At 73.2% G+C, this 26,208-nt stretch carries 24 protein-coding genes and 1 riboswitch; of the genes, 14 read left to right on the forward strand and 10 right to left on the reverse strand.

What is annotated here, in order from left to right; all coding sequences use genetic code 11:
• Positions 1 to 80 precede the first annotated feature (80 nt).
• Positions 81 to 929 (forward strand): aldo/keto reductase, encoded by an 849-nt coding sequence (locus tag OG534_RS06010; RefSeq protein WP_326587030.1) that lies wholly within the window; start codon positions 81 to 83, stop codon positions 927 to 929.
• Positions 930 to 940: 11 nt separating this feature from the next.
• The gene (locus OG534_RS06015; RefSeq protein WP_326587031.1) at positions 941 to 1,366 is read left to right on the forward strand and encodes an RICIN domain-containing protein; all 426 of its coding nucleotides are present in this window, start codon (positions 941 to 943) and stop codon (positions 1,364 to 1,366) included.
• A gap of 84 nt (positions 1,367 to 1,450) precedes the next feature.
• On the opposite strand, the gene OG534_RS06020 is transcribed toward OG534_RS06015, so the two are convergent.
• Together OG534_RS06020 and OG534_RS06025 are read right to left on the reverse strand one after the other, a co-directional pair.
• Entirely contained in the window at positions 1,451 to 2,185 is a 735-nt protein-coding gene (locus OG534_RS06020; protein ID WP_326593491.1) for a class I SAM-dependent methyltransferase, read from the reverse strand.
• A 29-nt stretch (positions 2,186 to 2,214) separates the two neighbouring features.
• Positions 2,215 to 2,520 (reverse strand): 4a-hydroxytetrahydrobiopterin dehydratase, encoded by a 306-nt coding sequence (locus tag OG534_RS06025; protein WP_326587032.1) that lies wholly within the window; start codon positions 2,518 to 2,520, stop codon positions 2,215 to 2,217.
• Positions 2,521 to 2,694: 174 nt separating this feature from the next.
• Here OG534_RS06025 and OG534_RS06030 point away from each other — a divergent pair, with 174 nt between their 5' ends.
• Together OG534_RS06030 and OG534_RS06035 are read left to right on the forward strand one after the other, a co-directional pair.
• Complete coding sequence (locus tag OG534_RS06030) at positions 2,695 to 4,512, forward strand: hydroxysqualene dehydroxylase (RefSeq protein WP_326587033.1); 1,818 nt, start codon at positions 2,695 to 2,697, stop codon at positions 4,510 to 4,512.
• Positions 4,513 to 4,548: 36 nt separating this feature from the next.
• Complete coding sequence (locus tag OG534_RS06035; RefSeq protein ID WP_326587034.1) at positions 4,549 to 5,349, forward strand: helix-turn-helix domain-containing protein; 801 nt, start codon at positions 4,549 to 4,551, stop codon at positions 5,347 to 5,349.
• On the opposite strand, the gene OG534_RS06040 is transcribed toward OG534_RS06035, so the two are convergent.
• Positions 5,335 to 5,751, reverse strand: a complete 417-nt coding sequence (locus tag OG534_RS06040) for a hypothetical protein (protein ID WP_326587035.1) — start codon at positions 5,749 to 5,751, stop codon at positions 5,335 to 5,337. The genes OG534_RS06035 and OG534_RS06040 overlap by 15 nt on opposite strands.
• 361 nt (positions 5,752 to 6,112) lie before the next feature.
• Between OG534_RS06040 and OG534_RS06045 the strand changes: the two genes are divergently transcribed.
• From OG534_RS06045 to OG534_RS06065, 5 genes are all read left to right on the forward strand, one after another.
• Positions 6,113 to 6,727 carry a hypothetical protein gene (locus tag OG534_RS06045; RefSeq protein WP_326587036.1) on the forward strand — a complete coding sequence of 205 codons (615 nt, stop codon included), beginning with the start codon at positions 6,113 to 6,115 and terminating at the stop codon, positions 6,725 to 6,727.
• Positions 6,728 to 7,006: 279 nt separating this feature from the next.
• On the forward strand, positions 7,007 to 8,056 hold the full coding sequence (locus tag OG534_RS06050) for a hypothetical protein (RefSeq protein ID WP_326587037.1): 1,050 nt from the start codon (positions 7,007 to 7,009) through the stop codon (positions 8,054 to 8,056).
• Positions 8,053 to 8,634, forward strand: coding sequence for a toxin-antitoxin system, toxin component (locus OG534_RS06055; protein WP_326587038.1), 582 nt, complete (start codon positions 8,053 to 8,055; stop codon positions 8,632 to 8,634). The genes OG534_RS06050 and OG534_RS06055 overlap by 4 nt, the downstream gene beginning before the upstream one ends.
• 86 nt (positions 8,635 to 8,720) lie before the next feature.
• Positions 8,721 to 10,157 carry an NAD(P)/FAD-dependent oxidoreductase gene (locus OG534_RS06060; RefSeq protein WP_326587039.1) on the forward strand — a complete coding sequence of 479 codons (1,437 nt, stop codon included), beginning with the start codon at positions 8,721 to 8,723 and terminating at the stop codon, positions 10,155 to 10,157.
• The gene (locus OG534_RS06065; RefSeq protein WP_326587040.1) at positions 10,154 to 11,383 is read left to right on the forward strand and encodes an MAB_1171c family putative transporter; all 1,230 of its coding nucleotides are present in this window, start codon (positions 10,154 to 10,156) and stop codon (positions 11,381 to 11,383) included. Before OG534_RS06060 ends, OG534_RS06065 begins: the two co-directional genes overlap by 4 nt.
• A gap of 65 nt (positions 11,384 to 11,448) precedes the next feature.
• Here OG534_RS06065 and OG534_RS06070 read toward each other — a convergent pair whose 3' ends face one another.
• Positions 11,449 to 12,294: a bifunctional 5,10-methylenetetrahydrofolate dehydrogenase/5,10-methenyltetrahydrofolate cyclohydrolase gene (locus OG534_RS06070; protein WP_326593492.1), complete on the reverse strand. Its 846-nt coding sequence runs from the start codon at positions 12,292 to 12,294 to the stop codon at positions 11,449 to 11,451.
• 66 nt (positions 12,295 to 12,360) lie between these two features.
• A riboswitch (ZMP/ZTP riboswitch) is annotated at positions 12,361 to 12,462 on the reverse strand.
• Positions 12,463 to 12,519: 57 nt separating this feature from the next.
• Here OG534_RS06070 and OG534_RS06075 point away from each other — a divergent pair.
• Together OG534_RS06075 and OG534_RS06080 are read left to right on the forward strand one after the other, a co-directional pair.
• Positions 12,520 to 13,281, forward strand: a complete 762-nt coding sequence (locus OG534_RS06075) for a methyltransferase domain-containing protein (protein WP_326587041.1) — start codon at positions 12,520 to 12,522, stop codon at positions 13,279 to 13,281.
• A 214-nt stretch (positions 13,282 to 13,495) separates the two neighbouring features.
• Complete coding sequence (locus OG534_RS06080) at positions 13,496 to 15,082, forward strand: RNA polymerase sigma factor (protein ID WP_326587042.1); 1,587 nt, start codon at positions 13,496 to 13,498, stop codon at positions 15,080 to 15,082.
• A 4-nt stretch (positions 15,083 to 15,086) separates the two neighbouring features.
• Here the strand turns inward: OG534_RS06080 and OG534_RS06085 are convergent, their stop codons facing one another.
• The 6 genes from OG534_RS06085 to OG534_RS06110 form a co-directional block, all read right to left on the reverse strand.
• Positions 15,087 to 16,910 carry a vWA domain-containing protein gene (locus OG534_RS06085; protein ID WP_326587043.1) on the reverse strand — a complete coding sequence of 608 codons (1,824 nt, stop codon included), beginning with the start codon at positions 16,908 to 16,910 and terminating at the stop codon, positions 15,087 to 15,089.
• Between the two features lie 61 nt (positions 16,911 to 16,971).
• Complete coding sequence (locus tag OG534_RS06090) at positions 16,972 to 18,033, reverse strand: ATP-binding protein (protein WP_326587044.1); 1,062 nt, start codon at positions 18,031 to 18,033, stop codon at positions 16,972 to 16,974.
• Between the two features lie 91 nt (positions 18,034 to 18,124).
• Complete coding sequence (locus OG534_RS06095) at positions 18,125 to 18,565, reverse strand: SRPBCC family protein (protein WP_326587045.1); 441 nt, start codon at positions 18,563 to 18,565, stop codon at positions 18,125 to 18,127.
• Positions 18,566 to 18,607: 42 nt separating this feature from the next.
• The gene (locus OG534_RS06100; RefSeq protein ID WP_326587046.1) at positions 18,608 to 19,996 is read right to left on the reverse strand and encodes an amino acid permease; all 1,389 of its coding nucleotides are present in this window, start codon (positions 19,994 to 19,996) and stop codon (positions 18,608 to 18,610) included.
• Positions 19,997 to 20,073: 77 nt separating this feature from the next.
• A complete protein-coding gene (locus tag OG534_RS06105) occupies positions 20,074 to 22,377 on the reverse strand; it encodes a phage holin family protein (RefSeq protein WP_326587047.1) in 2,304 nt (767 codons plus the stop codon).
• A gap of 188 nt (positions 22,378 to 22,565) precedes the next feature.
• Positions 22,566 to 22,970 carry a hypothetical protein gene (locus OG534_RS06110; RefSeq protein ID WP_326587048.1) on the reverse strand — a complete coding sequence of 135 codons (405 nt, stop codon included), beginning with the start codon at positions 22,968 to 22,970 and terminating at the stop codon, positions 22,566 to 22,568.
• 119 nt (positions 22,971 to 23,089) lie between these two features.
• On the opposite strand from OG534_RS06110, the gene OG534_RS06115 reads away from it, so the two are divergent.
• From OG534_RS06115 to rox, 3 genes are all read left to right on the forward strand, one after another.
• On the forward strand, positions 23,090 to 23,866 hold the full coding sequence (locus tag OG534_RS06115) for an MBL fold metallo-hydrolase (RefSeq protein ID WP_326593494.1): 777 nt from the start codon (positions 23,090 to 23,092) through the stop codon (positions 23,864 to 23,866).
• Positions 23,863 to 24,501, forward strand: coding sequence for a DedA family protein (locus OG534_RS06120; protein WP_326587049.1), 639 nt, complete (start codon positions 23,863 to 23,865; stop codon positions 24,499 to 24,501). The genes OG534_RS06115 and OG534_RS06120 overlap by 4 nt, the downstream gene beginning before the upstream one ends.
• 249 nt (positions 24,502 to 24,750) lie before the next feature.
• The gene (gene rox, locus OG534_RS06125; RefSeq protein ID WP_326587050.1) at positions 24,751 to 26,181 is read left to right on the forward strand and encodes a rifampin monooxygenase; all 1,431 of its coding nucleotides are present in this window, start codon (positions 24,751 to 24,753) and stop codon (positions 26,179 to 26,181) included.
• Positions 26,182 to 26,208 lie beyond the last annotated feature (27 nt).

Raw genomic sequence — 26,208 nt, forward strand, 5'->3', positions numbered from 1 at the left:
CGCTGCACCCCTGACTGCCGGCACACCGGCACACCGGCACACCGAGCCACCGACACAACGACGTGAGGGAACGACCAGACGTGAACCAGGTCCCGGCCATCAAGCTCAACAACGGCACGCTCATGCCCCAGCTCGGCTACGGCGTCTGGCAAGTGCCGGACGCGGAGGCGGAGCGCGCCGTCGGGACCGCCCTGGAGGCCGGTTACCGCAGCATCGACACGGCCGCCGTCTACGGCAACGAGAAGGGCACGGGCAAGGGCGTCGCCGCCTCCGGGGTGCCGCGCGAGGAGCTGTTCGTCACCACCAAGCTGTGGAACGGCCCGAAGCAGCGGTGGGGCCGCGACGAGGTGCTGCGCGCCTTCGACGACTCCCTCTCCAAGCTGGGTCTCGACCACGTCGACCTGTACCTGATCCACTGGCCGCGCCCGATGCGCGACGACTTCGTCTCCATCTGGAAGACCTTCGAGGAGATCGCGGCGAGCGGCCGCGCCAAGGCGGTCGGCGTGTCGAACTTCCGCCCGGCGGACCTGGAGCGGCTCGCCGCCGAGAGTGAGCTGGTGCCGGCCGTGAACCAGGTCGAGCTGCACCCGCTCTTCCCGCAGGCCGAGCTGCGCGCCGTGCACGCCGGGCGCGGGATCGCCACGGAGGCCTGGTCCCCGCTCGGCCAGGGCAAGGAACTCCTCACCCTCCCGGCCGTTGCGGCGATCGCCGCCGCGCACGGCCGCAGCGCCGCGCAGGTGGTGCTGCGCTGGCACCTGCAGCACGGGAACATCGTCATCCCGAAGTCCGTGACGCCCGCACGCATCCGGGAGAACCTGGACGTCTTCGACTTCGAGCTGGGCACCGCCGACATGGCCGCGCTGGACGCCCTGGGCGCGGGCGCGGCGGGCCGCCGGATCGGGCCGGACCCGGCCGAATTCGACGTGTGAGGGCGGACCGGGTGAACGTTCCCGACGGGCTCTACCGGATCCGCAACGTGGACAGTGGGCTGGTGCTCCAGCTGGAGGGCGCCTCCCGGGTGCGGGTGGGCCCGGACGGGCCGCCCGCGCCGGTGGCCGCCCGCCGCTGGCGGATCGCGCCGGTGCACAGCGGCGGCGGGATCTTCCACGTGGTGAGCGAGGACAACGAGCGGCGTCTGGACGTCGCGAACGCATCGACGGACAGCGGCGCCCGGGTGCAGGTGTGGCGGGCCAACGCCTTCGGCGCGCAGGAGTGGATCGTCGAGGAACACCTCGACGATCCGGGCGTGGTGTCCCTGATCGCGTGCATCAGCGGCCTGCCGCTGGAGGCCGACGGGGAGGGCCGGGCCCGGCAGGGCGAGGACACCGACTCCCCGTCCCAGTGGTGGCGGCTGGAGCCGGCGTAGCCACGGCGCAGCCCGGCCACGGCGGCCATCGCGGGCGCACCGCGGCGCCGCACCGCGCCGCGCGGGGCTTCGTATGCGTCCGTCTCAGAGGCGTACGAAGCTCCGCAGCCGGTACGTCGGCTCCGCGCGCGGGACGTCCTGGTCGGGCAGCAGTTCGAGCCGGGCCGCCAGCTCCCGCGCGGTGATGCCGCGCGGGACGATGCGGGAGGCGTACCGGCCCGCGAGCAGCGCCTCGGCGGAGCCGCGCGGGGTGCGGCCCTGGCCGTGGCCGGTGAAGCGGGCCTCGCCTGCCGGGCGCAGGCCCGACCGCGCCGCGTACGCCTCGACCTCGCCGGAGGCGTCCGAGGGGGTCGGCGTCAGGTGCGCGGCGAACACGGCGTCGATGTCGCTGCCGACGTCGTGCGCGGAGTCCTTGTCGACGGTGGCGACGAAGACCCCGCCGGGGCGCAGCACCCGCCCGGCCTCGGCGATCACCACCGGCACCAGTCCCGGCTCGCGCAGCAGGTGCAGCAGCCACACGGCGCTCACCGCGTCCAGCGAGCCCGACCGCACCGGCAGCCGGGCCGCGTCGGCGAGGGTCACCGGGACGCCGCGCCGCAGGGCCGTCGAGGCCATGCCGTGGGAGGCGTCCGCGCCGAGGACGCGCAGTCCGGGGCGGTCCATCCGGGCGGTGACGATGCCGGTGCCGCAGCCGAGGTCGAGGAGGGTGCCCGCGTCCGCCGGGAGCAGCCCGAGGACGGCCGCCGCGGCGGCTTCGGCACGCGGGGAGCCGCCGCGGGTGGCGTCGTAGGCACCGGCCTCGGCGTCGTAGTCGAGCAGGGTCTTCACGGGCGGTATGTGCGTGGTCATCAGCTCGCGCCGTGGGCGGGGGCGAGGGCTTCGACGCGTTCGGCGAGCGCGAAGTCGGACTCCGTCACCACGCCGCCGGCGTCGTGGCTGTTCACGGAGAGCCGGACGGTGTTGTAGCCGAGCGTCAGGTCCGAGTGATGGTTCAACTCCTCCTGGACGGTGGCGATGTGGGCCACCAGGGCGCTCGCGGCGAAGTGCGAGCCCAGCCGGTAGGTGCGGAAGATCCGGTCGTCCTCGAAGGCCCAGCCGGGGAGTTCCCGCAACCGGTCCTCGATCTCCTTCTGCGACAGCGGCTCACTCGGCATGCACCGGCTCCTTTTCCCGTGACGTGTGGTCAAGGTTCCCACAGTGCACGCCGGAACGAACCTTTCGCGCCATAGTGCGCCCGGGTACTTCTGCGCCTTCCACGCCGAACGCGCCCCCCATATGCTCCTGCGCCGGACGTGACTGTTACCAGCGGTAACGAGAGGGCATTCGCCATGACGGACACAGGAAGTTCCCGGCGTACGTTCATCGCGGGCGCGGGCGCGGGTGCGGCGGCCACCGTCGGCGCCCTGGCCGGCGCGGTCGCGACGGCCCCGACGGCAGCGGCGGAAGCGGCGGCGGCAGAAGCGGCGGTCGTTGCCACACCGCCGAACGGCCGCCGTGTGGCGGTCCTCGGCGGCGGGGTGGCCGGCCTGACCGCGGCGCACGAACTCGCCGAGCGCGGCTACGCCGTCACCGTCTACGAGCGCCGGGCGCTCGGCGGCAAGGCGCGCAGCATGGACGTACCCGGCAGCGCCCGCGGCGGCCGCAGACCACTGCCCGCCGAGCACGGCTTCCGCTTCATCCCGGGCATCTACCACAACCTGCCCGACACGATGCGGCGCATCCCCTTCCCCGGGAACGCGGGCGGCGTGTGGGACAACCTCGTCGCCCCGCGCGAGATGATGTTCGCCCGCGCGGCCGGGCGCGAGGACCTGCGCGCGCCCATCCCCTGGCCCGGCCACTCCCCCGCCGAGCTGACGCCCGAGGAGATCCGGCGCGCCCTGACCGGCATCCTGCAGACGCTGGTGCGGCTCCCGCTGCACGAGACGGCGTACTTCGTCGACCGCGTACTCGTCTTCCTCACCAGCTGCGACGAGCGGCGGGACCAGGTCTGGGAGCGGACCCCGTGGTGGGACTTCGTGCGCGCGGAGCGCATGTCGAACGAGTACCGGCGCATCCTCGCCGTCGGCATCACCCGCAACATCGTGGCGACCAAGGCCGAGGAGGCCTCGACCCGTACGGTCGGCACCCTCGGCGAGGCCTTCGTCTTCAACCTGCTGGGGCGCGGGGCGGACGGCCCGCCGGACCGGATCCTGAACCTGCCCACCAACGAGGCCTGGATCGACCCGTGGGAGACCCATCTGCGCTCCCTCGGCGTGGAGTTCAGGATCGGGTGGACGGTACGGGAGGTGCAGTACGGCGGCGGCCGGGTGAGCGGGGTCGCCGTCGAGGGCCCGGACGGCGCCCGGCAGACCGTCACCGCGGACCACTACGTGAGCGCGCTGCCCGTGGAGCACGCCCGCCGCACCTGGAGCGCGGGGCTGCGGGCCGCCGATCCGATGCTGGGGCGCTGCGACAAGCTGGAGACCGACTGGATGACCGGCATCCAGTTCTACCTCACCGAGCGGGCCCCGCTGGTGCACGGGCACCTCAACTGCATCGACTCCGCCTGGTCGTTGACGGCCATCCAGCAGGCGGAGCACTGGCCGTCCCGCGACTTCCCCGCCGACTACGGCGACGGCACGGCCGTCGACTGCCTGTCGGTGGACATCTCGGAGTGGGACAAGCCCGGGATCCTGTACGGGAAGACGGCCAAGCAGTGCACCCGCGAGGAGGTGGCGCGCGAGGTGTGGGCGCAGTTGAAGGCCTCCCTCAACGACACGGGGAAGACCCTGCTGTCCGACTCCAGGCTGCACTCGTGGTTCCTGGACCCGGGGGTGGACGGACTCGGCACCCCGAACCCCACCAACGAGGACGAGCTGCTGATCCACCCGGTCGGCACCCTCCACAACCGGCCGAGCGCGGGGACCCGGATCCCGAACTTCTTCCTCAGCGGGGACTACGTCGCGGTCGACATCGACCTGGCGACGATGGAGGGTGCCAACGCCTCGGCCCGGGCGGCCGTCAACTCCCTGCTGGACCGGGACGGTTCGCGGGCCGAACGGTGCACGGTCAAGCCGATGTACCGGGCGCCGGAGCTGGAGTCCGCCAAACGGCACGACCTGTGGCGCCACCGCCTCGGCCTGCGGAACGTCTTCGACCTCGGCTGATCCCGGCCGCACACACGCTCGGCTACCGTCGTGGGCATGACCCCCACGACACCCGCGGTCGGCGCCCTGCTCCGGACATGGCGGGAGCGGCGCGGCATCAGCCAGCTGGAGCTGGCGGGCCGCGCCGACTCCTCGTCCCGGCACATCAGCTTCATCGAGACCGGGCGGTCACGGCCGAGCCAGGAGATGGTGCTGAGGCTCGCCGACCGCCTCGACGTGCCGGTGCGGGAGCGCAACGCCCTCCTGCTGGCGGCGGGTTACGCCCCGCGCTACGCGCAGACCGCTCTGGACGACCCGTCGATGGAGACGCTGCGCGAGGGCATCGAGCGACTGCTGACGGGATACGAGCCCTATCCCGCGCTGGTCGTGGACGCCACCTACAACGTCGTCGCCGCCAACCAGGGCATCGTGATGCTGCTGGACGGGCTGCCGGACCACCTGCTGACCCCGCCGCTGAACGCCATGCGGATCACCCTGCACCCGGAGGGCCTGGCCCCGAAGATCCACAACCTCAGGGAGTGGCGCGGTCACCTGCTGGCCCAGATGGAGCGCCAGATCGCGCTGGCCCGCTCCGAGCCGCTCCGTGCGCTGTACGAGGAGGTGTCGTCGTACCCGGTCCCCGAACGCCCGGGCGGCGGCGACGGCGAGCCGGCCGGGCCCGTCCCGTACATCGCGCTTCCGCTGGTCATCGAGCACGACGGCCACCTGCTGTCCTTCGTGTCGTCCATCGCGACCTTCAACACGCCGATGGACGTGACCGTCGCCGAGCTGGCCATCGAGACCATGCTCCCGGCCGACCCGGCGACGGTGAAGTACCTGCGCTCACTCGGAGACTGAGCGCAGGGCGAGCTGCTGGAGCACGGCGAAGCCGGCGACGGTGAGGGCCTGCGCGGGGATCCACACGGCCCCGGCGACGGTGGGCGTGAACCAGACCGCAAGCGCGACCAGACTCAGGGCCGCCCAGGCGTAGTTGGTCTCGATCACGAGCTTCACGGCGAGAGCCGGCGGCTGCGGCCGCGAGGCGAGCAGGCCGACGGCGGCCCCGTACACGACGAGCAGCACCCCGAGCCCGAGCAGCAGCCCCTGCCCGACGCCGAGCAGCCGCTCCAGCGGGGCGGAGAAGGCAACGTACGCAAGCCCGTTGCCGGTGGTGACCACGGAGTCGAGGGCGAGAAACCGACGCAGCGCGGCCTGCGGAACGCTGGTACGGGCGATGCTGCCGAGCAGGGTTGCAGACATGGGAAATCAGCCTCCATCGAGGTCGAACGACCGAACGAAACCCGGATCCCGGAGCCGAGTGCGCGGCCCCGGAACCCGACACCCCCACTGTGCGACCCACCCGCGACGGGGTCGATTACCTCGGAGGTAACCAGCCCCACTCGGGGACGTGCCCAGCCCGTTTCGGCGCCGAGGCTGTACTCATGGACCGATGCGGCCGACCTGCACCTGTGGCATCGAACGTCCCTTCCGGGGTCGCTTGTTAGGGTGAATTCTTCTGCGTTGTGCAGCCATGGAGGGGACCGGTGACGTTCGACGTGGAATGGGCGGATGCCAAGCAGTCCGTGACGGTGACGACGGCCGGCGGCGGGGAGGTCGACCGGTGAGCGGTCCGGCGGCTCCGGCGGGGCCCGGGAAGCGGAAGTGGTCCTGGCAGCGGCGCCTCGCCGTCGGCGCCTGGGTGTTCTCGGGCTTGTGCATCCTCGGTGTGCTCGGCCTGCTCGTGATGGTGGGGTACGGGTTGCGGGAGCCGGCCGAGCACGAGAAGTACTGCTGCTGGGAGGAGAACGCCACGCCCGAGTGGACGGCGGGTGTGATGGGCCTCCGGGTGCCGGAGACGGCCACCGACCGGCGGGCCGGTCTCCACACCAACCTGCAGTACGACGCCGCGCTGCTCGCGTTCACCGTGACAACTGCGGAGGCGGACCGGTTCGTGCAGCCGCTTCGGCGCGAGGGCACCCAGATGGTCCGCAACGAGCACCCGGAGGAGCCGGGCTACACCCGCAGCGACGGCTTCACCCACCTCGGCCTCCCCGAGCCCGAGACCTTCGTCGAGGGCATGCGCATCACCAACGCCTGCCCCCGGGTGACCAAGACACCCGAGAGCGACTCCCTCCGGCTGTGCGCGGAGATCCACCTGCACGAGTTCCAGCCAGGCATCACGCGCATCTACCTCTGGGCCGGCAGCGACGCGGCGATCGACAAGCCACCGGCCTGACCGCGGGATTACCGGACTGCGACTCCGTCAAGGTGGGGGATTCACTCTCACCAGCCACGGGACATGAACTCGCCTGTACACAGCTCCAGTTGGCCTCCACACAGCGAGGCCCGGGCGCGGTAGCGCCTCGGGGGCGAGGGCTGCCGGGGGCATGCCAACCCTTTTTGAGTTGTACGGCAGGAAACGTTGGGGGTTTCCCTGGTTCGGCCAGGGGCGGGAGGCTAGGCTTCACGCAGCCCGTCAACTCGAACGTCTTGTCGACATATGGAGATTCCGCCGGTGCGAGCCGCCGTCCGTCCCGATCTCGCCGCGATCTGGCGTCGCGTCGAGGCTCTGTCGGAACGGAGCGGTCAGGACCCGGCGTCGGTGCTGTCGGTGGAGCGGCTGAGTCACCTGTCCGGCGTCGAGCCCGTGTACGTCCCGCAGGTGGTGGCGGGCACCGCCGTCGAGGCTCCGCTGGAGCGGCGCGTGCACCAGCGCTTCCTGCGGCTGCGCGCCACGCGGCGCGACAAGCACGGCCGGGAGTGGCCGCTCGCGGCCATCGCCGACGACTTCGACGCCCCCGGCGCCTCCCTCGGCCCCCTCAACGCGGGCACCGGGCTGCCCCGGATGGGCCATGCGGCGGGCGTGCAGCGGTTCTTCGGCGTGTACGCCGGCTTCCTCCTCGCCGACAGCAAGAGCGCGGTGGAACGGGCCCTCGCCCTGTCGGCCACGACCGTCCCGGACGGCCGCGACGACCTGGAGCACCTGTCGCACCTCACCGGCATCACCCCGCAGGCCATCCGGCTCACCCTCGACGGCAGACCGCCCCGGCTCCCCCTCAAGGAGCAGGTGCACCAGCGGTTCGAGCATCTGCGCCGCACCCGCCTGCGGGAGGACGGCCAGCCGCATTCGCTGGCGGCCATCGCCAAGTCCTTCGACGCGTCGGGGCAGTCGCTGACCCGCCTCGCCCAGGGCGAAGGCCTGCCGAACCTCGCCGCGGCCGCCGGGATCCAGCGCTTCTACGGCGTCGAGGGCGGGTTCCTGCTGGCCGACGACGCCGAGGCGCTCTCCACCGCCCTTGCGGTGATCGAGGGTGAACTGGACTCCGCGGAGCGGGAAAGGGAGAACCCGATGCTGGCCGTGATGCGGGCGCACGACGTACGGAGCATCGTCACGCGGGCCGGCCGGCTCTCCCCGCGGGGCTGGAAGTCGCTCGCCGACCATCTGGACGACCTGCTCGCGCGGGAGGGTCAACTCGGCCGACCGCCTGGGCGGCTGCCGGAGGGCCGCACCACCGACGACCCGACCACCGCCGAAAACCCGATGGCCGAGGGGGGCGCCTCATGAGGACCACGCGGGCCATGCGGCAGCTCGGCGGGGAGCTGCTGGCCGGGGCGCGTCTGTCGGCGCCGGGCGGTGCCCCCGAGCTCATCGGGGCGCTGTGCGGCGCGTACAGCCGGCGGCGCGGCGGGCGGAAGGTCGACTTCCGTTTCGCCTCCTTCCCGCCCGACACGGCCAGCGGGCTGTGGCTGGAGATGGACGAGCGCGACCTGATCGTGGTCGAGGAGCGGACCCGCCCCGAGCATCAACTCGTCATCGCCTGCCATGAGTTGTGGCACGTGGACGAGGGAACCTGCGACAGCCACGGACCGGGCATGGCCGTGGCCGCCCGGCTGACCGGCGGCACCGGCGGCACCGGCGGCACCGGCGACCTCGCCGAACTCCTGCTCTCGGACACCGGGCTGAGCACCGTGGTGCGGCAGGCCGCCGCCCGCGCCGACCGGGAGGACCCCGCGGAGATCAGGGCCGAGACCTTCGGCCTGTACCTGGGCAGCCTCCTCAAGCCCTATCTGCCACCACCCCGGGAACAACAGTTCCCCGAGGCGATCGAGCGCATCAAGACCTCGCTCGGCTGGGGGCGTTGAGTGTCACGCCGGTGACCATCTCCCCGCCCCCGCCGCACCCCTTGCGCCGATGCCCTCAGCACGGCCCTGACAGAGAGCACGACACGATGACCCAGTCTTCCCCGCCCCGCCACGCCGTCGTCATCGGCGGCAGCATGGCCGGCCTGCTCGCGGCCGCCGTCCTGGCCGAGCACGCGACGGTCACGATCATCGACGCCGACACCCTCCCGGACAGCCCGGAGCCGCGCCGCGGACTGCCCCAGGCCCGGCACGTCCACGTCATGTGGTCCGGCGGGGCGCGCGCGATCGAGGACATCCTGCCCGGCATCACCGAGGACTGGACGGCGGCGGGCGCGATCCGCCGCAGCCTGCCCACCGACCTGGTCACCAAGACCGCCGAGGGCTGGATCCCGCGCTTCGCGGAGATGCAGTTCAACATCTCGTGCAGCCGCGACCTCCTCGACTCGGTGGTCCGGGCCCGGGTGACCGCGCTGGACGGCGTGTCCACCCTCCAGCGCAGCCGCGTACGGGGGCTGGAGGGCACGGCGGCCCGGATCACCGGCGTCCGCGTCGACACCCCGGAGGAAGAGGGCAGGCTCGTGCCCGCCGATCTCGTGGTCGACGCGAGCGGCCGCGGCTCCCGCGCCCGCAGCTGGCTGCAGGAGCTCGGCGTGGGCGGCATCCGGCAGGCCGAGGTCGACTCCGGCCTGGTCTACGCGACCCGGATCTTCGAGGCGCCCGACGGAGCACACGCGTCGGGCTTCCCCATAGTCAACGTGCAGTCCGACCCCCGCGTGCCCGTCCCGGGCCAGACGGCCACCATCGTGCCCATCGAGAACGGCCAGTGGCAGGCCACCCTGTCCGGCACCCGCGGCGGCCAGCCGACCGGCGACCCCGACGCGTTCATCCCCTTCGCCAAGGGCATCCGGGACCCGATCGTCGGCGAGCTCCTGGAGGGCCGCAAACCCCTCACGGACGTCGCCGTCACCCAGGGCACCGCCAACCGCCGGATCTACTTCGAGAAGGTCGACCTGCCCGACGGCTTCTTCGCCGTCGGCGACTCGGTCGCCACCTTCAACCCGCTGTACGGACAGGGCATGACGGTCGCCGCGCAGGGGCTGCTGGCCGTACGCGCCCTGCTCCGCGCCAAGGGACTGGCCCACCCCGCCTTCGGGCGGGAGGCGCAGCGCGCGATCGCCCCGCAGGTGGCGACCGCCTGGGACCTCGCCACCTCGCAGGACATCCTCTACCCGGGCGCCACCGGCATGAAGCCGCGGGCCGGAGCCGGGCTGCTCAACTCCTACGTCAGCCGGCTGATGACGGGCGCGACGACCCGGGAGGCGCTCACCGCCGCCTTCCTCCAGGTCATCACCATGAGCAGTGCGCCCACGCACTGGCTGCGGCCGTCGGTGGTCTGGCGCGTCGTGCGCGCGTCGGAGCGGGGCGCGCTGAAGGCGCCGCCGCTCACGGCCGCCGAGCGCACGGTCGCCGGGCTCGACGACCAGCGGTCCGATCCGGCCGACCCCGTCGGCCGGGCCCGGTGACAGACGGCCTCATCCTCTACGTGCCGGGGGGCCTGCTGATCCTGATCCTGCTGGTCAAGGCGCCGACCCTGCGCCGGGGCTGGGACCAGCCCCTGATGCGGGCCGTGTGCGCGCTGCTGGTCGTGGGCTGCCTCGTACTGATCCTGGCGGCGCCCCCCACGATCGCGGCGGTCAACCGCCTCACCGGTGTGCCGAACTTCTCGGCGCCGCTGGTGTTCGGCCTGATCACCGCGTTCTCCGGAGCCTGCGTCGTCCTCGTCCTGCAGTGGGGCGGCGGCCCGCCGGCCGCGGTGCGCCGGGCCACGCTGCTGACGGTGGCCGGGTTCGGCGCCGTCGCGGCGGCGATCGTCGTCCTGTTCGTGATCGGGGACGCTCCGGTGGAACGCCTGCGCGACCTGGACACGTACTACGCGGACACGCCGTGGATCCGGGAGATGGTCGTCTGCTACCTGCTGGCGCACACCGTGGGCAGCTCCGCACTGACCGTGCTGACCGCGCGGTGGCTGCGGCGCACCGACCCCTGCCTGCGGCCGCTGCGGACCGGGCTGGCGCTGATCATGCTCGGCGGGCTGCTGGACCTCGGCTACCTCGTCGCCAAGTGGACCGCCCTGGGAGCCCGGTGGAGCGGCCGCGACTGGGACGCCCTGTCCACGGACACGGCGCCGCCGCTGGCCTCGGGGGCGGCCCTGATGGTGGCGACCGGGTTCATCGTGCCGCTGGTCGGCGGGTCGGCGACCTGGCGGGACTTCAGCCAGTACCGGCGGCTGCACCCGTTGTGGAAGGCCCTGCGCGGCTTCGCCGCGTCCAGCGTGCGGACGGTCCCGCTCACCTGGTGGTCACCCGTCGGGATCCGGCTGATCCACCGCGAGTCGGTCATCGACGACGGGATCCTGGCGCTGGCCCGCTGGTTCGACCCCGCCGTGCGCGGTGCGGCGTACGAGGCCGCGCGCGGGCAGGGCATGAGCGAGGCCCGGGCCGCGGCCGTGGCCGACGCCGCCATGCTCGCCGCCGCGTGCGGGCGCCGCACCGCCGCCGACGGCGGACCGCTCCGGGACCCCGAGCCGCCGCGCCTGTCCAGCCAGCCGCTGACCGCCCTGGCCCGCGAATTCCGCAGCTCCCCCATCGTCGCCGCCGCCCGCTCAGCCGCTGCGGCCCGCTCCGCCGCTGCCGCCGGGGCCTCTGGGGCCTCCGGGGCCCCTGGAGCCTCCGGGACCACCAAGGCCTGAAACGCGACGCCCCGGGCCCGTGGGGGCCCGGGGCGTTCGCCGTACGCGCCCGGGCGCGGCCCGGGTCAGAGTTCCGCGAGGTCCAGCCCGGCCTGCGCGGCGGCCGCCTGCACGGTCTGCTCCAGCAGGACGGCGATGGTCATCGGGCCGACTCCGCCCGGCACCGGCGTGATCAGCGAGGCCCGGGCGGCGGCCGACTCGAAGTGGACGTCGCCGACGTTGCCCTCGTTGTACCCGGCGTCCAGGACCACCGCGCCCGGCTTGATGTCCTCGCCCCGGATGAATTCGGCCTTGCCGACCGCGGCGACCAGCACGTCCGCCTGGCGCACGATCGAGGGGAGGTCCACGGTGCGGGAGTGACAGTAGGTGACGGTGGCGTTCTGCTCCAGCAGCAGCATGCCGGCCGGCTTGCCCAGGATCGCGCTGCGACCGACCACGACGGCGTGCTTGCCGGTCAGGTCCACGTCGTACGCGGCGAGCAGCCGCATGATGCCGCCCGGGGTGCAGGAGACGAAGCCCGGCAGCCCGAAGCCCATGGCGGCGAAGGAGTGCATGGTGACCCCGTCGACGTCCTTGCCGGGGGCGATGGCCTCGAAGGCGGCGCGCTCGTCGATGTGGTGCGGGACGGGGTGCTGGAGCAGGATGCCGCTGATCTCGGGGTCCTCGGAGAGCGCGGTGAGGGTGGCCACCAGCTCCTCCGTGGTGGTCGCGGCCGGCAGCTCCACGTGGCGCGAGGTGATCCCGGCCTTGGCGCAGCGGTTCTGCTTCATCCGCACGTAGGTGACGGAGGCGGGGTCCTCACCGACCAGCACGGTCGCGAGACAGGGCGCGGTGCCGGTGCGCTCGGTGATCTTCGCCGCGTAGGCGGCGGTCTGCTCCGAGATGCGGCGGGCGAGGGCGGTGCCGTCCATCAGCTGGGCACTGGCGGTGGCAGTCTGGGCAGTCGTCACGGGGTCTCCTGAACGTCGCTGCGGATCGCGGTTCGCCCAGGCGCGCGGCAGACGACGTACCGGAGGTCCGTGGTACGCCGGGCCGCTCCCCGGTGGTGATCCACCCGAACGCCAGTCACGGCCCGCCGACCACTGTAGTCGACTTATCCACTGGATGAACGGTGCCCGACCTGGGACGATCGGTACATGACGCGTACTTTCGACCATCTTGTCGCGGAGGCCGAGTCCGTCTCCGTCGACGGCTGGGACTTCTCGTGGCTCGACGGCAGGGCCACCGAGCAGCGTCCCTCCTGGGGCTACCAGCGGCTGCTGGGCGAGCACCTGGCCCGGGTCCGGTCGGTACTGGACATCCAGACCGGCGGCGGCGAGGTCCTCGCCGGGGCCGGGCCGCTGCCGCCGCTGACGGTGGCCACCGAGTCCTGGCCCCCGAACATCGCGAAGGCGACCCGGCTGCTCCATCCGCTGGGCGCGGTGGTGGTCGCGGACTCCGACGAGCCGCCGCTGCCCTTCGGCGACGAGGCCTTCGAGCTGGTGACCAGCCGGCACCCGGTGACCATCTGGTGGGAGGAGATCGCGCGGGTGCTGACACCGGGCGGCACCTACCTGTCGCAGCAGGTCGGTCCGGCGAGCGTCTTCGAGCTCGTCGAGTACTTCCTCGGCCCGCAGCCGGAGGAGGTCCGGCGCGGCCGGCACCCCGACGACGCGGTGACCGACGCCACGAAGGCCGGCCTCGAAGTCCTCGATCTGCGCTCCGAACGACTGCGCACGGAGTTCCACGACATCGGAGCCGTGATCTACTTTCTACGGAAGGTGATCTGGATGGTGCCCGGCTTCACGGTCGGGCAGTACCGGGACCGGCTGCGCGAGCTGCACGAACAGATCGAACGCGAAGGTCCGTTCGTCGCGCACACCGCCCGCTTCCTCGTCGAAGCCCGCAAAACGGGCTGAAGGGAGGGCGGACGGATCCACCCCGGATCGGGTTGCGTGGCCACAGCGTGGCGCAGGTCACTCAATTCAGCGCGTAACGAATCGACTCGGGCATGCGATGAACCGACAGGTGTCCTCGCGCGGCCCGGAATACAGACCCCCCTCGGGTCTGTTTCCCGAGTTCGCGCGATGATGTCCCGCCCACCCCATATCTGTTCGCAACGAGAGGCTCCTTGTGTCGCTCAGCCCGTCCCGTACGTTCCCTCCGGAGATCGCCGAATCCGAGGCCCTGGTCGCGCTCGTCGAGCGCGGCCGCGAGCAGGGTCACATCAACGGTGACGACGTGCGCCAGGCCTTCGAGGCCGGCCGCATCCCGGTGGACCAGTGGAAGCGGGTCCTGCGCAGCCTGAACCAGGTCCTGGACGAGGAGGGTGTCGCCCTTCACGTCAGCGCGGCCCCCGCCACCAAGGCTGCCGCCAAGAAGCCCCGCAAGGCTGCCGCCGCCCCGGCCCGCACCGTCGCCAAGAAGGCCCCCGCCGCGCCCCGCCCCATCGGCGCGCGCAAGACCTCGGCCACGGCCGCGGCCACCACCGCTTCGGCGATATCCGCATCGCCGGCCGCCGCGACCGCGGACGAGGCGTCGGCCGAGGCCGCCGCCGAGCCGAAGAAGCGCACGGTCAAGAAGGCCGCCGCCAAGAAGACCGCCGTGAAGAAGACCGCCGCGGCGAAGAAGACCAGCGCCAAGGACGCCGACGAGGGCGAGACCCCCGCGGCCGAGGGCGAGGACTGGGCAGCCGAGGACCTCGCCGACGAGGCCGAGGAAGAGACCCCCAAGGCCGGCGGCACCCAGGGCTTCGTCCTGTCCGACGACGACGAGGACGACGCCCCGGCGCAGACGGTCATGGTGGCCGGCGCCACCGCCGACCCCGTCAAGGACTACCTCAAGCTCATCGGCAAGGTGCCGCTCCTCAACGCCGAGCAGGAGGTGGAGCTCGCCAAGCGCATCGAGGCGGGCCTGTTCTCCGAGTACAAGCTCGAAGAGGAGGAGGACCACAAGCCCGCGTTCAAGCGCGAGCTGGAGATCCTCGTCGAGGACGGCCGCCGGGCGAAGAACCACCTGCTGGAGGCCAACCTCCGTCTCGTGGTCTCCCTCGCCAAGCGCTACACCGGCCGCGGCATGCTCTTCCTGGACCTGATCCAGGAGGGCAACGTCGGCCTGATCCGCGCCGTGGAGAAGTTCGACTACACCAAGGGCTTCAAGTTCTCCACGTATGCGACCTGGTGGATCCGGCAGGCGATCACGCGTGCCATGGCCGACCAGTCGCGCACCATCCGCATCCCCGTCCACATGGTCGAGATCATCAACAAGCTCGCCCGTGTGCAGCGCCAGATGCTGCAGGACCTCGGCCGGGAGCCCACTCCGGAGGAGCTGGGCAAGGAACTCGACATGACCCCCGAGAAGGTCATCGAGGTCCAGAAGTACGGCCGCGAGCCGATCTCCCTGCACACCCCCCTGGGTGAGGAGGGCGACAGCGAGTTCGGTGACCTCATCGAGGACTCCGAGGCGGTCGTGCCCGCGGACGCGGTGTCCTTCACCTTCCTCCAGGAGCAGCTCCAGTCGATCCTGGGCACGCTCTCGGAGCGCGAGGCGGGCGTGGTCTCCATGCGCTACGGCCTCAACGACGGCCAGCCGAAGACCCTGGACGAGATCGGCCGCGTGTACGGGGTCACCCGTGAGCGCATCCGCCAGATCGAGTCGAAGACCATGTCGAAGCTGCGCCACCCGTCGCGTTCGCAGGTGCTGCGCGACTACCTCGACTAAGCCCTCAGGCCAGTCGGAAGACGGGCCCCTTGGGGGTGAACGGCAGGGAGGCACCCTGCGGAACCAGATAGGCGTGTTCGCGCCGGATCCGCAGGGTGTCGCACCACCCGTCCGTGATCACCAGCACCGGGGCCCCGGGCGGGAAGTCCTCCGCCCGCTGCAGCAGGTCGATGCCCGGCTGCAGCACGGTCCCGCCGCGCCCCCGCACCCGTACCCGGCCCGCGATCTCGGTCGGGGGCAGATAGCCCGCGTCGTACGGCGCCGCGTCGCAGAAGACGACACGTGCCGCCGGTACGTCGCGGGCTTCCGCGTACGAGGCGATCGCGCCCAGCGCCTTGCCGAGCAGGGCGGCGCTCATCGATCCCGAGGTGTCGAGCACCACGCCGAAGGTGCAGCGGGCGATCTCCTCGGGCGGGAAGTGGCGGCCCGCCCGCGGGATGTCCGGGGTGGAGGCCTGGCGGCGGGCCGGGCGCGCGTAGGACCGTACGGCCACGGGCCGCGGGACGTACTCGTCGAACCAGCGGGCCAGCCGGGCGTCCCAGGGCACGGGCGGGTGCGCCAGGGCCCGGATCTCCTGGATCAGGCCGGCGGGCAGCAGGCCGCGCTCCCCCGCCGCGTGCAGGTCGAAGCCCTGGACCAGGCCGCGCCGGTAGAACTCGTCCAGATCCGTGTACGGGAGGCTGCCCGCGTGGGGCAGCGGCTCGCCCAGGATGTCCCCGAGGCCCTTGCCGCGCAGGGTGGCGAGGCGTCGCATCCTGCGCGCGTCGGTGGTGATGCGGTCGTAGACCTCCTCCACGGACAGGTCCTTCAGCGCCGGGTCGTACAGCAGCCCGGCCGGCATCTCGCCGACGCCCATCTCCACGAGCCAGCCGTTGACCACGTAGTCGGCGGCCACGTTGTGCAGGTACGGGTCCCGGGCGCCGCGGCGCCCGCCGTGGCGCAGGGCGGCGTGCAGCATCTCGTGGGCCAGGATGAACCGCCATTCCTCGTCCTCGAAGGTGCGCAGCGGGTTGACGTAGATCTCCCCCGCGGTGGCGCTGACGGCGGCGACGGCGATGCCCTGGGAGCGGGCGAGCTCGGCGTCGGCGACGACGGTCAGACCGGCCGCGAGCCCTCCGAGGAGCGGGTAGGAGGAGACGAACCAGTTCAGCGCCCGGTCCCAGGGGCGCTGCGCCACGCGTTCCCCCGTGACCCGGTCGCGCCGCCCGCCGGCCACCTCCATGGAGGCGGAGACGCTGCGGGTCAGGGCGTGCGCGAAGGCGGTCTGCCAGTCGGGGACCGGCGCGTTCTGCCAGGCGTTCCAGGACGCCAGGACCTGGTCGGGGTGGTCCCCGGCGGTGCCGCAGTGCTCGTAGGCGGCCGGGATGCCGTCGCGGCGCCAGCGGGCGGCGAGCAGCTCCTCGTCGCCGCCGGGGTACGCGGCGGGCAGGTGGTCCGGGGCCCGGCCGACGGGGAAGGTCAGCAGGAAGCGGTTGACGACGGCGCAGCGGGCGGCGACGTCGAAGCGGTCGGGCTGGGGGCGGCGGCGGTCGGCGGCGGCGGGTACGTGGCCGAAGCCGAGGTGGAGCAGGGCGTGGGCGATCGTCCAGGCCCATTCCGCGGGTTCGGCGCGCCGTGTGGGGTGGACGTGGATCATGCCGTTGGAGGTCACGACGGCCAGTCCCCCGGCCGGGTTGTCCGAGCACTTGGCCTGGCGGCAGATCTTCGCGTCGACCGCGCCGAGGGCCGGATTCCGCTTGACCAGGGTCAGGCCTTCGGTGAAGGCCCGGGTGGCCGGGTCGGCCTTGGCCTCCTTGCCGTTCTTGCCGCGCGGGCCGGTCCGGCTCATGCGCCGGCCCCCGTTCGGCGGGCCGGGGCGGTCCGCGCGCCCGCGCCCGGGCGGGGCCCGGTCATCGGCGGGCCTCGACCAGGCGCGGCATGTCCCGGGCGGCCTCCACGAGGAACCAGGAGGGCAGCACGGGCAGGCCGTCGGCGTCGTCGGCGATGACGGTCTGCGCCACCTCCACGGAGATCTCGGCGAGCTGGACCAGCAGCGCCTTGGCGCGGTAGGCGGTCTGCTGCAGGGCGGGCGAGACGTGTTCGCGCCGCGCGGGCAGCTCCTTGACCAGGCGGCCCCGGAAGGCCTCGGCGAGGTAGTAGAGCAGATCGCGGTCGGCGGGGCGGGTGGGCCAGGAGGCGTCGCCCTTCATGATCGCCTCGATGCCGAAGCTGTGGCGGACGATCTTGGCGTAGCCGCAGAAGGAGACGGCGTGCGCGGGGGTGAGGGTGCCGTGCGCGATCACCTTCAGGGTCTGCTCGTCCAGCTCCGCGCCGAAGGAGTGCAGGGCGTCGGAGAGCATGTGCCAGGAGCGCGGGGTGGAGAAGGGCTCCTCGGTCTTGGGAGGCTGCGACCACAGGTGGTCGGGGCGGTCGGTGAGGTGGTCGGTGACCCAGGGGTGGATGCCGTGCTCGCCGGCCCAGACCAGCCAGTCCCGTGCGGACGCCTGGAGGTGGACGTGCGTGAGGCGGTTGACCAGCGCGGAGGCGATGGGCCGGGCCAGCGCGTTGTCGGTGGCGCGGTTGCCGGCGCCGATGACGATGGAGCCCGCGGGGAGCTCGTAGGAGCCGATCCGGCGGTCGAGGATCAGCGAGTAGAAGGCCTTCTGGACGTCCGGGCTCGCGGCGTTGAGCTCGTCGAGGAAGAGGCAGTACGGCTCGTCGCGGGCGATGGCCTCCGGCGGGCAGAAGACGGAGCGGCCGTCCCGGATCTGCGGTATGCCGATCAGGTCCTCGGGGGCGAGCTGCGTACCGAGCAGGCTGACGCACTCCAGGCCCAGCGAGTCGGCGAACTTCCGCACGAGCGAGGACTTCCCGATGCCGGGCGCCCCCCAGAGGAACACGGGCCGCACAGTGGCGAGGCCGAGGAGCAGTTCGGGGATCTGGGCGGGGGTGACGGTGACGGCTGCCTGCACGAGCGCGGATGTCCTCAGGGGTGTCGGGTGCGTGGTGCGGCCAGTGTGGCCGCACCACGCACCCGGAGGCATCCGGTTTTACGGGAGGCGCTCACGCTTCGAGCAGGTGCTTGAGCTTCTCCTCGCTCCGCGGCATCTCCTTGCGGACCATGGGCTTGACCACGACCGGGACGAGGGCGCGGCCCATCCCGTGGCCCTCGAAGTCGACGGCCAGGGTGAGGCGGGAGCGGGCTCCGCCGTCGAGGGGTTCGATGGTGCCCCGCACGTCCGGCCGGACCGGCCCCTCGATTCCGTGGAGGTGCCAGCTCCGCGGCGGGTCGAGTTCCGTGTACTCCATCTTCGTGGGAATGCTCCGCCTGCCGATCCGGCGGGTGACGACGACCTGCGAACCGACGTGGAGGGGGAGCTCGCCCATCGGGACGGCGGCCACGGCGCTGTCCTGCCACTCCGGCAGGTGCGTGAGGTCCGTGAGGTACGAGTAGACGTCCTCCGGCGTGCGGTCGATGTCGATGCTCTTCCTGATCGCGGACATGGCGACTCCTCGGAGCCCCCCTGACTGTCCTCTGGTTCCAAGCTACCGCGCCGCAGGCGGGGCGGCGGCGCGCTGCTTCTTCGCGGCCATCACGGCGTACACGAGGACGCCCGCGAAGAGGAACAGCACGCCCTGGTAGACGGCCGCGTAGCCGGAGCCGGCGACCAGCCACATCGAGAAGCCGAAGGCCAGGCAGGCCAGGGCGGCGTCGCGGACCAGGCGGCCGGGCCGGACCCGGTCGGACCGGCCCGAGGCGAGGAAGTAGATCTGCGCGGCGGTGGAGAGCAGGTAGGGGACGGTCGCCGTGAAGGTGGTGACGAGGACCAGGACCTCGAAGACGCGCTGCGAGCCGGCGGTGTGGTTGTAGACGGTCAGCGCCGAGGCGAGGGCGACCGTGACGAGGACACCGACCACCGGGACGCCGCGCCTCCTGGTCTCGAAGACCCGGGGGAAGAGCCCGTCCTTGGCGGCGGCGTACGGGGTCTGCGCGCTGAGCAGGGTCCAGCCGTTGAGCGCGCCGGCCATCGAGATCACGGCGGCGCAGGCGACGAGCGTGCCGCCCCACGTCCCGCCGAACATCGCGTTGACGGCGTCGGTGAAGGGGGCCTCGGAGGAGATCAGCTTCTCGTGTGCGACCAGGCCGAAGACGGCGAGGGTGCCGAGCAGGTACACGGTGGCCGCGCCCGCGGTGCCCAGGATCGTGGCCCGGCCGACGTTGCGGGCCGGGTCGCGGACCTCGCCCGCGCTGACGGCGGCGGACTCGACGCCGAGGTAGCTGAAGAGCAGGATCGCGGCGGACGCGGAGACGGCGCCGACCGCGCTCTGGTCGGTGGCCTGGAAGGGGCCGAGGTTGGCCGGGTCGAAGAAGAAGAGCCCGCCCACGGCCACGAGCAGCAGCGGGGCGAATTTCAGCACGGTGGAGACCAGCTGGACGGCGCCGACGCAGCGGGTGCCGGCCAGGTTGGCGAGCGCCGGGAGCCACTGCACGGCGAGGGCGGCCAGGCACATGGACCACTTGTGCTCGCCGATGCCGGGCACGAGCACGGTGAGGTAGCCGACGGCCGCCACCGCGAGCGCCGCGTTGGAGACCCAGGTGGTGATCCAGTAGCTCCAGGCGGCGAGGAACCCGGCGAAGTCGCCGAAGGCGGCGCGGGCGTAGACGTACGGGCCGCCGGTCTGCGGGTGCCGGTGGGCGAGGCGGCCGAAGACGAGGGCGAGGGCTATCGCGCCCAGGGTGAGCACGCCGAAGGCGACGAGGCTGATGGTGCCGAAGGGGGCCACCGAGGCGGGGAGGAGGAAGATCCCGCCGCCGATGATGTTGCCCATGACCAGGCAGGTCGCGACGGGCAGGCCGAAGCGGCGGTCGCCCTGCGGGCGGGGCTCCGCAGTCCTGTGGGTCTCGGTGGGCGGCGGGGCTACGGTGCTGGTCATCGGTGGTGCGCCTCGGTCTGTCTCACATCGTGGGCAGGTCGGGACACATGGTCGGCCACGGTACGGGCGGCACCAAATCAGCGGGTTTCGTCCCGCGCGGGAGTCCCTCCGGAAGGAAAGATTCCGCCGTCGGCACCCTCCGGCGGGGAATCCTGCGGCACCGCCCGCACAACCCTCCGAACGGACTTCCGACCGGACCTCCGACCGAGCCTCCCCACGGCGGGCCGCACCGGCGCGGGCACAGGCTCACCCTCCGACGCGGGTGCGGGCTCACCCGCCGGCGCGGGCACAGGCTCACCGGCCGACGCGGGTGCGGGCTCACCCTCCGACGCAGCCACAGGCCCGCCCGGCGGAGCCAGCGGGATCTGCGGCCCGTCCGCCTCCCGCAGCCAGCGGCGCAGGACGCCGTGCACCGCCTCCGCGCCGACGAGTACGGTCCCCGGGTCCGACAGCTCCGCGGGCCACATCAGGAACGGCGCCCCCTGCTCCCCGCCCAGGCCGCCGTGCGAGCCGATCTGTTCCTCGAAGGCGTGCACCGCGCCCGTCCCCGGGTCGTACGCCGAGTTCACCATGATGTCGGCCACGTGCGGGAAGCCGTCGGTGCGGCGCACCGCCTCGGCCGCGCCGGGCCCGAAGGGAGCGAGCAGCTCTTCCGCCTCCCCCGGGACGTCGAGGCGGGCCGCCGCCGCGCCCGGGCCCAGCACCACCCCGTCCACCAGCAGGAAGCCCACGCCCGGGTGGTTCGCGAGGGTCGCCAGCAGGGCGGGGTGCGCGCGTTCGATGCGCTCGCGCGAGGCCCGTCCGCGGATGTCCGGGAAGGAGATCAGGGCGAGGTTGCCCGAGGCGAGCACCACCGGGTCGGAGCCCGCCCCCGGGTGGGCCTCCTCGCCCTCCTCCACCGGCCGGTGGAGGGCCGCCAGGACGGCCGCCCGGGCCTCGGCCCCGCTGCGGGTGCGGCCGGCCCGGCGGGAGACCGGCAGCCCGCAGCCCGCCCGGACCAGGTCCTTCAGGGTCAGTCCGTACCGGCCGAGGAAGGTCTCCCCCGGGCTCTGGCCGTGGTCGGACAGCAGCACGATCCGGTACTCCCGCGGTGCGTGCTCGGCGACCCGGGCGATCAGCGCGAGGCTCCGGTCGAGGCGCTGCAGCACCCGGTCGGTGTCCGGGCCGTGCGGCCCCGAGTGGTGCGCGACCTCGTCGTAGGCGACCAGGTCGGCGTAGACCGCGGCGCGGCCGGCGAGCATGTCGCCGATCACCGCCGCGACGACGACGTCCCGTTCGACCACGGTCGCGAAGGCCCGGATCAGCGGGTACAGCCCGCCGCGCGCCACCCGCGGCCGGTCCCCGCGGATCCGGGCCCGCAGCGACTGGCCGACCTCCCGGGCCGCCTCGGCGACGAAGGACACGGCCGTGCGGACGGCGTTGGCCGGATCGGAGAAGTACGCGAAGTAGCCGGCGCGGGACCGGTTCGCCCGGCCCCGCCGCGCCGACACCGAGAGCACGAGCGCCAACTGGTCGGCGCCCCCGCTGAAGAGGTTGCCCCGGCTCGCCCCGTCGTGCGTGAGGAGTCCGCCGTACCCGGTGCGCTCGATGGCCCGCCGCTGGAGTTCGGCGGCGCTGGTGGGCCGGTTGCAGACCACCACCTCGCCGGTGTCCTTCTCGTACCAGCGGAAGGCGGGCACGTCGAAGTTGGAGCCGTGCAGGATGCCGAGCTGGCTGGCTCCGGTCTGGCTCGACCAGTCCGTGCGCCAGGACGCGAGGCGGTGGCTGCCGTCCAGCCAGCCGGCGACGGTGGGCATCAGCGCGCTGTCGCACGCGTGGCGCAGCGCCTCGTGACCGACCCCGTCGAGCTGGAGGAAGACGAGCCCGGGCGCGGCCGCGCCGGACCGGGCCCGGCCCGCCTGGCCGGCCCGGCCCTGCCGGCGGCGGCGCCGGTCGGCGAGCCGGTAGAGCCGGCGCCGGTACGCCTCGTCGTCGCGCACCGCGAGCGCGGTGGAAGTCGCCGACGCCACCGCGGACATCACGGCGGCCACGACCACCGCGGTCTCGGGGGCCGCCTCGCCGTGGCCGGCCGGGATCAGGCTGAGCGCGATCAGCAGGAGCGAGCCGTTCAGGAAGAAGACGAGGAGCCCGAGCACCAGGGCGGGCACCAGCAGCAGGGCCCGTACGAGCACCGGCCAGACCAGCGCGCTCAGCAGACCGAAGGCCCCGGCGCCCCAGGCGGCGGTCAGCCCGATCTGGGTGACGCTGTCGCCGTCGTCGGACTGGAGCCGAAAGTCCGGCAGGATCCCGGCCAGGGCGAGCATCGTGAGGGTGGACACCGCCCAGACGAGGATCACCCGCACCAGGGCGCTGCCCGCGGTCCGCCACCGTCCTCGCCCCACTCCGCCACCTCCCGCGCGCCCCGTCCCGCCTTCCAGGCTCGCACAGCGGGGCGCCGCCGGCCGGGTGACACGTACGGCGCACAGGGGTGCGGGTGAGCAGGTCAGGCCGGGGTCAGGCGAAGTCGTGGCGGGGAGGGGCGGGGCAGGTCGGGTCGGGTCAGGTGCCGTCGGGGGCGAGTCGGGTCGGGTCAGGTGCCGTCGTAGCCCGCGGTCGGCATGGAGAGCCGGCGGTGCACCTCGGCCTTCATCGCGGAGGTGTACCGGGGCTCGTCGTCCCCGGCGGTCTCCAGCCGTACGCCGCGCCGCTCGCACTCGGCGGTGAACTCCTCGACGGAGCGCAGCGCGCGGGCCAGCACCCGGTGGTTGGCGGCGACGAAGAGGTCGACCTGCCCGGCGTCGATGTCGGACCAGAGGCCGCAGTGGTCGGCGCGCAACCCGTAGACCAGGAACTGCTTCGTCACCACGTAGCCGCGGTCGGCCGCCCAGCGCGCGCACATGGCGTGCTGGCCGCGGGTGTCCACGGCGAACGGGTCGGCGTCCAGGTCTTCGAGCGGGGCCAGGCTGGCGATCGCGGCCACGCGCAACTCTTCCATGCCGCCGGACCCTACTCCGATCCGCCGCCCGAGAGGAGGGGCCGGGCAGTTCCGGTTCCCGGCGGATCCACGGGGCAGCCTCTACGCTCGTGAACGAGGCGCGAGGGAGGGAGGGCCGGGTGCCGGTGGAGATCACCTGGTGGGGTCATGCCACGTGCACGGTCGAGGACTCCGGGGTGCGGCTGCTGACGGACCCGCTGTTCGCGCGGCGGCTCGCGCACCTGCGGCGGCGGCGCGGTGCGGTGCCCCCGCCCGAGGCCGCGGTGGCGGACGTGGTGCTGGTGTCGCACCTGCACGCCGATCACCTGCACCTGCCGTCGCTGGAGCGCCTCGCGTCCGGGACCAGGCTGCTGGTGCCGCGCGGGGCGCGCCGGGCCGTGCCGGGGCTGGCGCGGGTCGCCGGGCTGCGCGGGCTGCGGGTGACGGAGGTGGCGCCGGGCGAGGAGGTCGACGTACGGGACGGCGTACGGGTCCGGGCCGTCAGCGCGCGGCACGACGGGCGGCGGCTGCCGTTCGGGCCGCACCTCGCGCCGGCGCTCGGGTACGTGGTCCAGGGCGCGGCGCGGACCTACTTCGCCGGGGACACCGGGCTGTTCGACAGCATGGCCGAGGAGGTCGGGCCGGTGGACGTGGCCCTGCTGCCGGTGGGCGGCTGGGGCCCGTACCTGGGCCCCGGGCACCTGGACGCGGGGCGGGCGGCGCGGGCGCTGGCCCGGCTCGCGCCCGCGGCGGCGGTGCCGGTGCACTACGGGACGTACTGGCCCGTCGGGATGGACGCGGTGCGGCCGCACGAATTCCACGCGCCGGGCGACGAGTTCGAGCGGTTCGCACGGCAGCTCGCGCCGAAGGTGACCGTACGGGTGCCCGGCCACGGCGAGCGGGTGCGGCTGCCGTGACGTGGCGCGAACTCGCGGCCGGGGCCGGCCAGGTGCCGCCGGAGGCCACCCAGCAGGCGGTGGGATACCCGGCGTTGTTCCTGCTGGTGGCGCTGGGCGCGCTGGTGCCGGTGATCCCGACGGGGGCGATCGTGAGTTCGGCGGCGGTGGTGGCCTTCCACCACCAGCCGCTTCCCCAGGGGGTGTTGCTGGTGTTCGGCGTGTCGGCGCTGGCGGCCTTCACCGGGGACCTCGCGCTGTACTGGCTGGGGCAGCGCGGGGTGCGTTCGCGGGGCGGCTCGCGCTGGCTGGAGGCGTTGCGCGGCCGGGCCACGCCGGAGCGGCTGGAACAGGCGCAGACGAAGCTGGACGAGCACGGCGTGCTCGTCCTGGTCGTCTCGCGGCTGGTGCCGGCGGGCCGGATCCCGGTGATGCTGGCCTGTCTCCTGGCCCAGATGCCCCTGCGCCGCTTCGCCCGCGGGGACGGCCCGGCGTGCCTGGCCTGGGCGGCGACGTACGGCCTGATCGGCATCCTGGGCGGCTCGCTCTTCACCGAACCCTGGAAGGGAGTGGCCCTGGCCGTCGGCCTGACCCTCCTGATCAGCGCGGGCCCGGCCCTGTGGCGCCGCCTGCGCGCCCGGCGCGAGGATCAGTAGGGCGCAGGCAAGGGGGGTTGTCCGCTCCTTGCCGCTTTCAGGTATATAGCCCACGGGGGGCCTTGCGGCAAGATGTGGATCATGATGCAGAATCAGCGGTCGAAGCCGGGACCTGCGAAAAGCGGGGTTGCGCGACGTCCATGTCGCGGTGCGGCTGCGGGCACTCGGCGCGGACGCGCGGGTGTCCGCGCCGCCTGACTGCGCCGAGCAGCCGGCTGACCAGGCGAGTGTGTCGAGCGGGGGATTTCCATGACTGACGTGATCATTGCCGGCGGTGGGCCGACCGGACTGATGCTGGCGAGCGAGCTGCGGCTGCACGGCGTACAGGTGGTCGTGCTGGAGAGGCTGACGGAGCCGACCAAGGAGTCCCGCGGGCGGGGCCTGCACGCGCGCAGCGTCGAGATGATGGACCAGCGCGGGGTGCTGGACCGGTTCCTCGCGGTCAGCGAGAAGTTCCAGGTCGGCGGGTTCTTCGCGGGCATCGCCAAGCCGTGGCCCGCCGGGGTGGACACCGCACACGCGTACGGCATCACCATCCAGCAGCCGGACACCGAGCGCCTGCTGACCGAGCGGGCCGTCGAACTCGGAACCGAGATCCGGCGCGGTTGCGAACTGGTCGGGCTGAGCCAGGACGAGGACGGAGTGACCGCCGAACTGGCCGACGGCACGCGGCTGCGGGCCCGCTACCTGGTGGGCTGCGACGGCGGCCGCAGTACGGTGCGCAAGCTGCTCGGCGTCGGTTTCCCCGGTGAGCCCGCCAAGGTCGAGACGCTGCTGGGCGACATGGAGGTGACCGAGGATCCGGCGACGCTGGCCGCCGTCACGGCCGAGATCCGCAAGACCCACGTGCGGTTCGGCACCGTGCCCATGGGGGACGGGGTGTACCGCGTCATCGTGCCCGCCGAAGGGGTCTCCGAGGAGCGTGGGACGGCGCCGACCTTCGAGGAGTTCAAGGAGCGGCTGCGGGTGTTCGCCAACACCGACTTCGGCGTGCACTCGCCGCGCTGGCTGTCCCGGGTCGGCGACGCCAGCCGGCAGGCCGAGCGCTACCGCGTCGGCCGGGTGCTGCTGGCCGGCGACGCCGCGCACATCCACCCGCCGACCGGCGGCCAGGGGCTCAGCCTCGGCATCCAGGACGCGTTCAACCTGGGCTGGAAGCTGGCCGCCGAGGTGGCCGGCTGGGCGCCGGAGGGGCTGCTGGACAGCTACCACGCCGAACGGCACCCGGAGGGCGCCCGCGTGTTGACCAGCAATCTCGCGCAGGGCGTGCTGCTGGGGTCCGACGCGGGTGCGACCGCGCTGCGGGAACTGTTCTCGAAGCTGCTGGACTTCGAGGAGGTGAACCGGTACGTCACCGAGATGATCACTGCGGTCGGGGTGCGCTACGACCTCGGCGAGGGCCACGACCTGCTCGGCCGGCGGCTGCGTGACCTGGAGCTGAAGCAGGGGCGCCTGTACGAGCTGATGCACGCAGGCCGCGGGCTGCTGCTCGACCAGACCGGCCGGCTCTCGGTTGCGGGCTGGGCGGACCGGGTCGACCACGTCGTCGACGTCAGCGAGGAACTGGACGCTCCCGCCGTGCTGCTGCGCCCGGACGGCCACGTGGCATGGGTCGGCGAGGACCAGCGGGACCTGCTCGACCACCTCCCGAAGTGGTTCGGAGCCGCCACCGCCGGCTGAGCGGAAACAGGCCCTGGACCTCAAGTG

The organism is Streptomyces sp. NBC_01294, assembly GCF_035917235.1.
Lineage (GTDB): Bacteria > Actinomycetota > Actinomycetes > Streptomycetales > Streptomycetaceae > Streptomyces > Streptomyces caledonius.

Coding starts and splice junctions, on each gene's coding strand:
- OG534_RS06060 (WP_326587039.1), top strand. CDS start 8,721: ATGACCCAGTCTTCCCCGCCCCGCCACGCCGTCGTCATCGGCGGCAGC.
- OG534_RS06070 (WP_326593492.1), bottom strand. CDS start 12,294: ATGGACGGCACCGCCCTCGCCCGCCGCATCTCGGAGCAGACCGCCGCC.
- OG534_RS06085 (WP_326587043.1), bottom strand. CDS start 16,910: ATGAGCCGGACCGGCCCGCGCGGCAAGAACGGCAAGGAGGCCAAGGCC.
- OG534_RS06075 (WP_326587041.1), top strand. CDS start 12,520: ATGACGCGTACTTTCGACCATCTTGTCGCGGAGGCCGAGTCCGTCTCC.
- OG534_RS06095 (WP_326587045.1), bottom strand. CDS start 18,565: ATGTCCGCGATCAGGAAGAGCATCGACATCGACCGCACGCCGGAGGAC.
- OG534_RS06110 (WP_326587048.1), bottom strand. CDS start 22,970: ATGGAAGAGTTGCGCGTGGCCGCGATCGCCAGCCTGGCCCCGCTCGAA.
- rox (WP_326587050.1), top strand. CDS start 24,751: ATGACTGACGTGATCATTGCCGGCGGTGGGCCGACCGGACTGATGCTG.
- OG534_RS06055 (WP_326587038.1), top strand. CDS start 8,053: ATGAGGACCACGCGGGCCATGCGGCAGCTCGGCGGGGAGCTGCTGGCC.
- OG534_RS06025 (WP_326587032.1), bottom strand. CDS start 2,520: ATGCCGAGTGAGCCGCTGTCGCAGAAGGAGATCGAGGACCGGTTGCGG.
- OG534_RS06030 (WP_326587033.1), top strand. CDS start 2,695: ATGACGGACACAGGAAGTTCCCGGCGTACGTTCATCGCGGGCGCGGGC.
- OG534_RS06100 (WP_326587046.1), bottom strand. CDS start 19,996: ATGACCAGCACCGTAGCCCCGCCGCCCACCGAGACCCACAGGACTGCG.
- OG534_RS06035 (WP_326587034.1), top strand. CDS start 4,549: ATGACCCCCACGACACCCGCGGTCGGCGCCCTGCTCCGGACATGGCGG.
- OG534_RS06040 (WP_326587035.1), bottom strand. CDS start 5,751: ATGTCTGCAACCCTGCTCGGCAGCATCGCCCGTACCAGCGTTCCGCAG.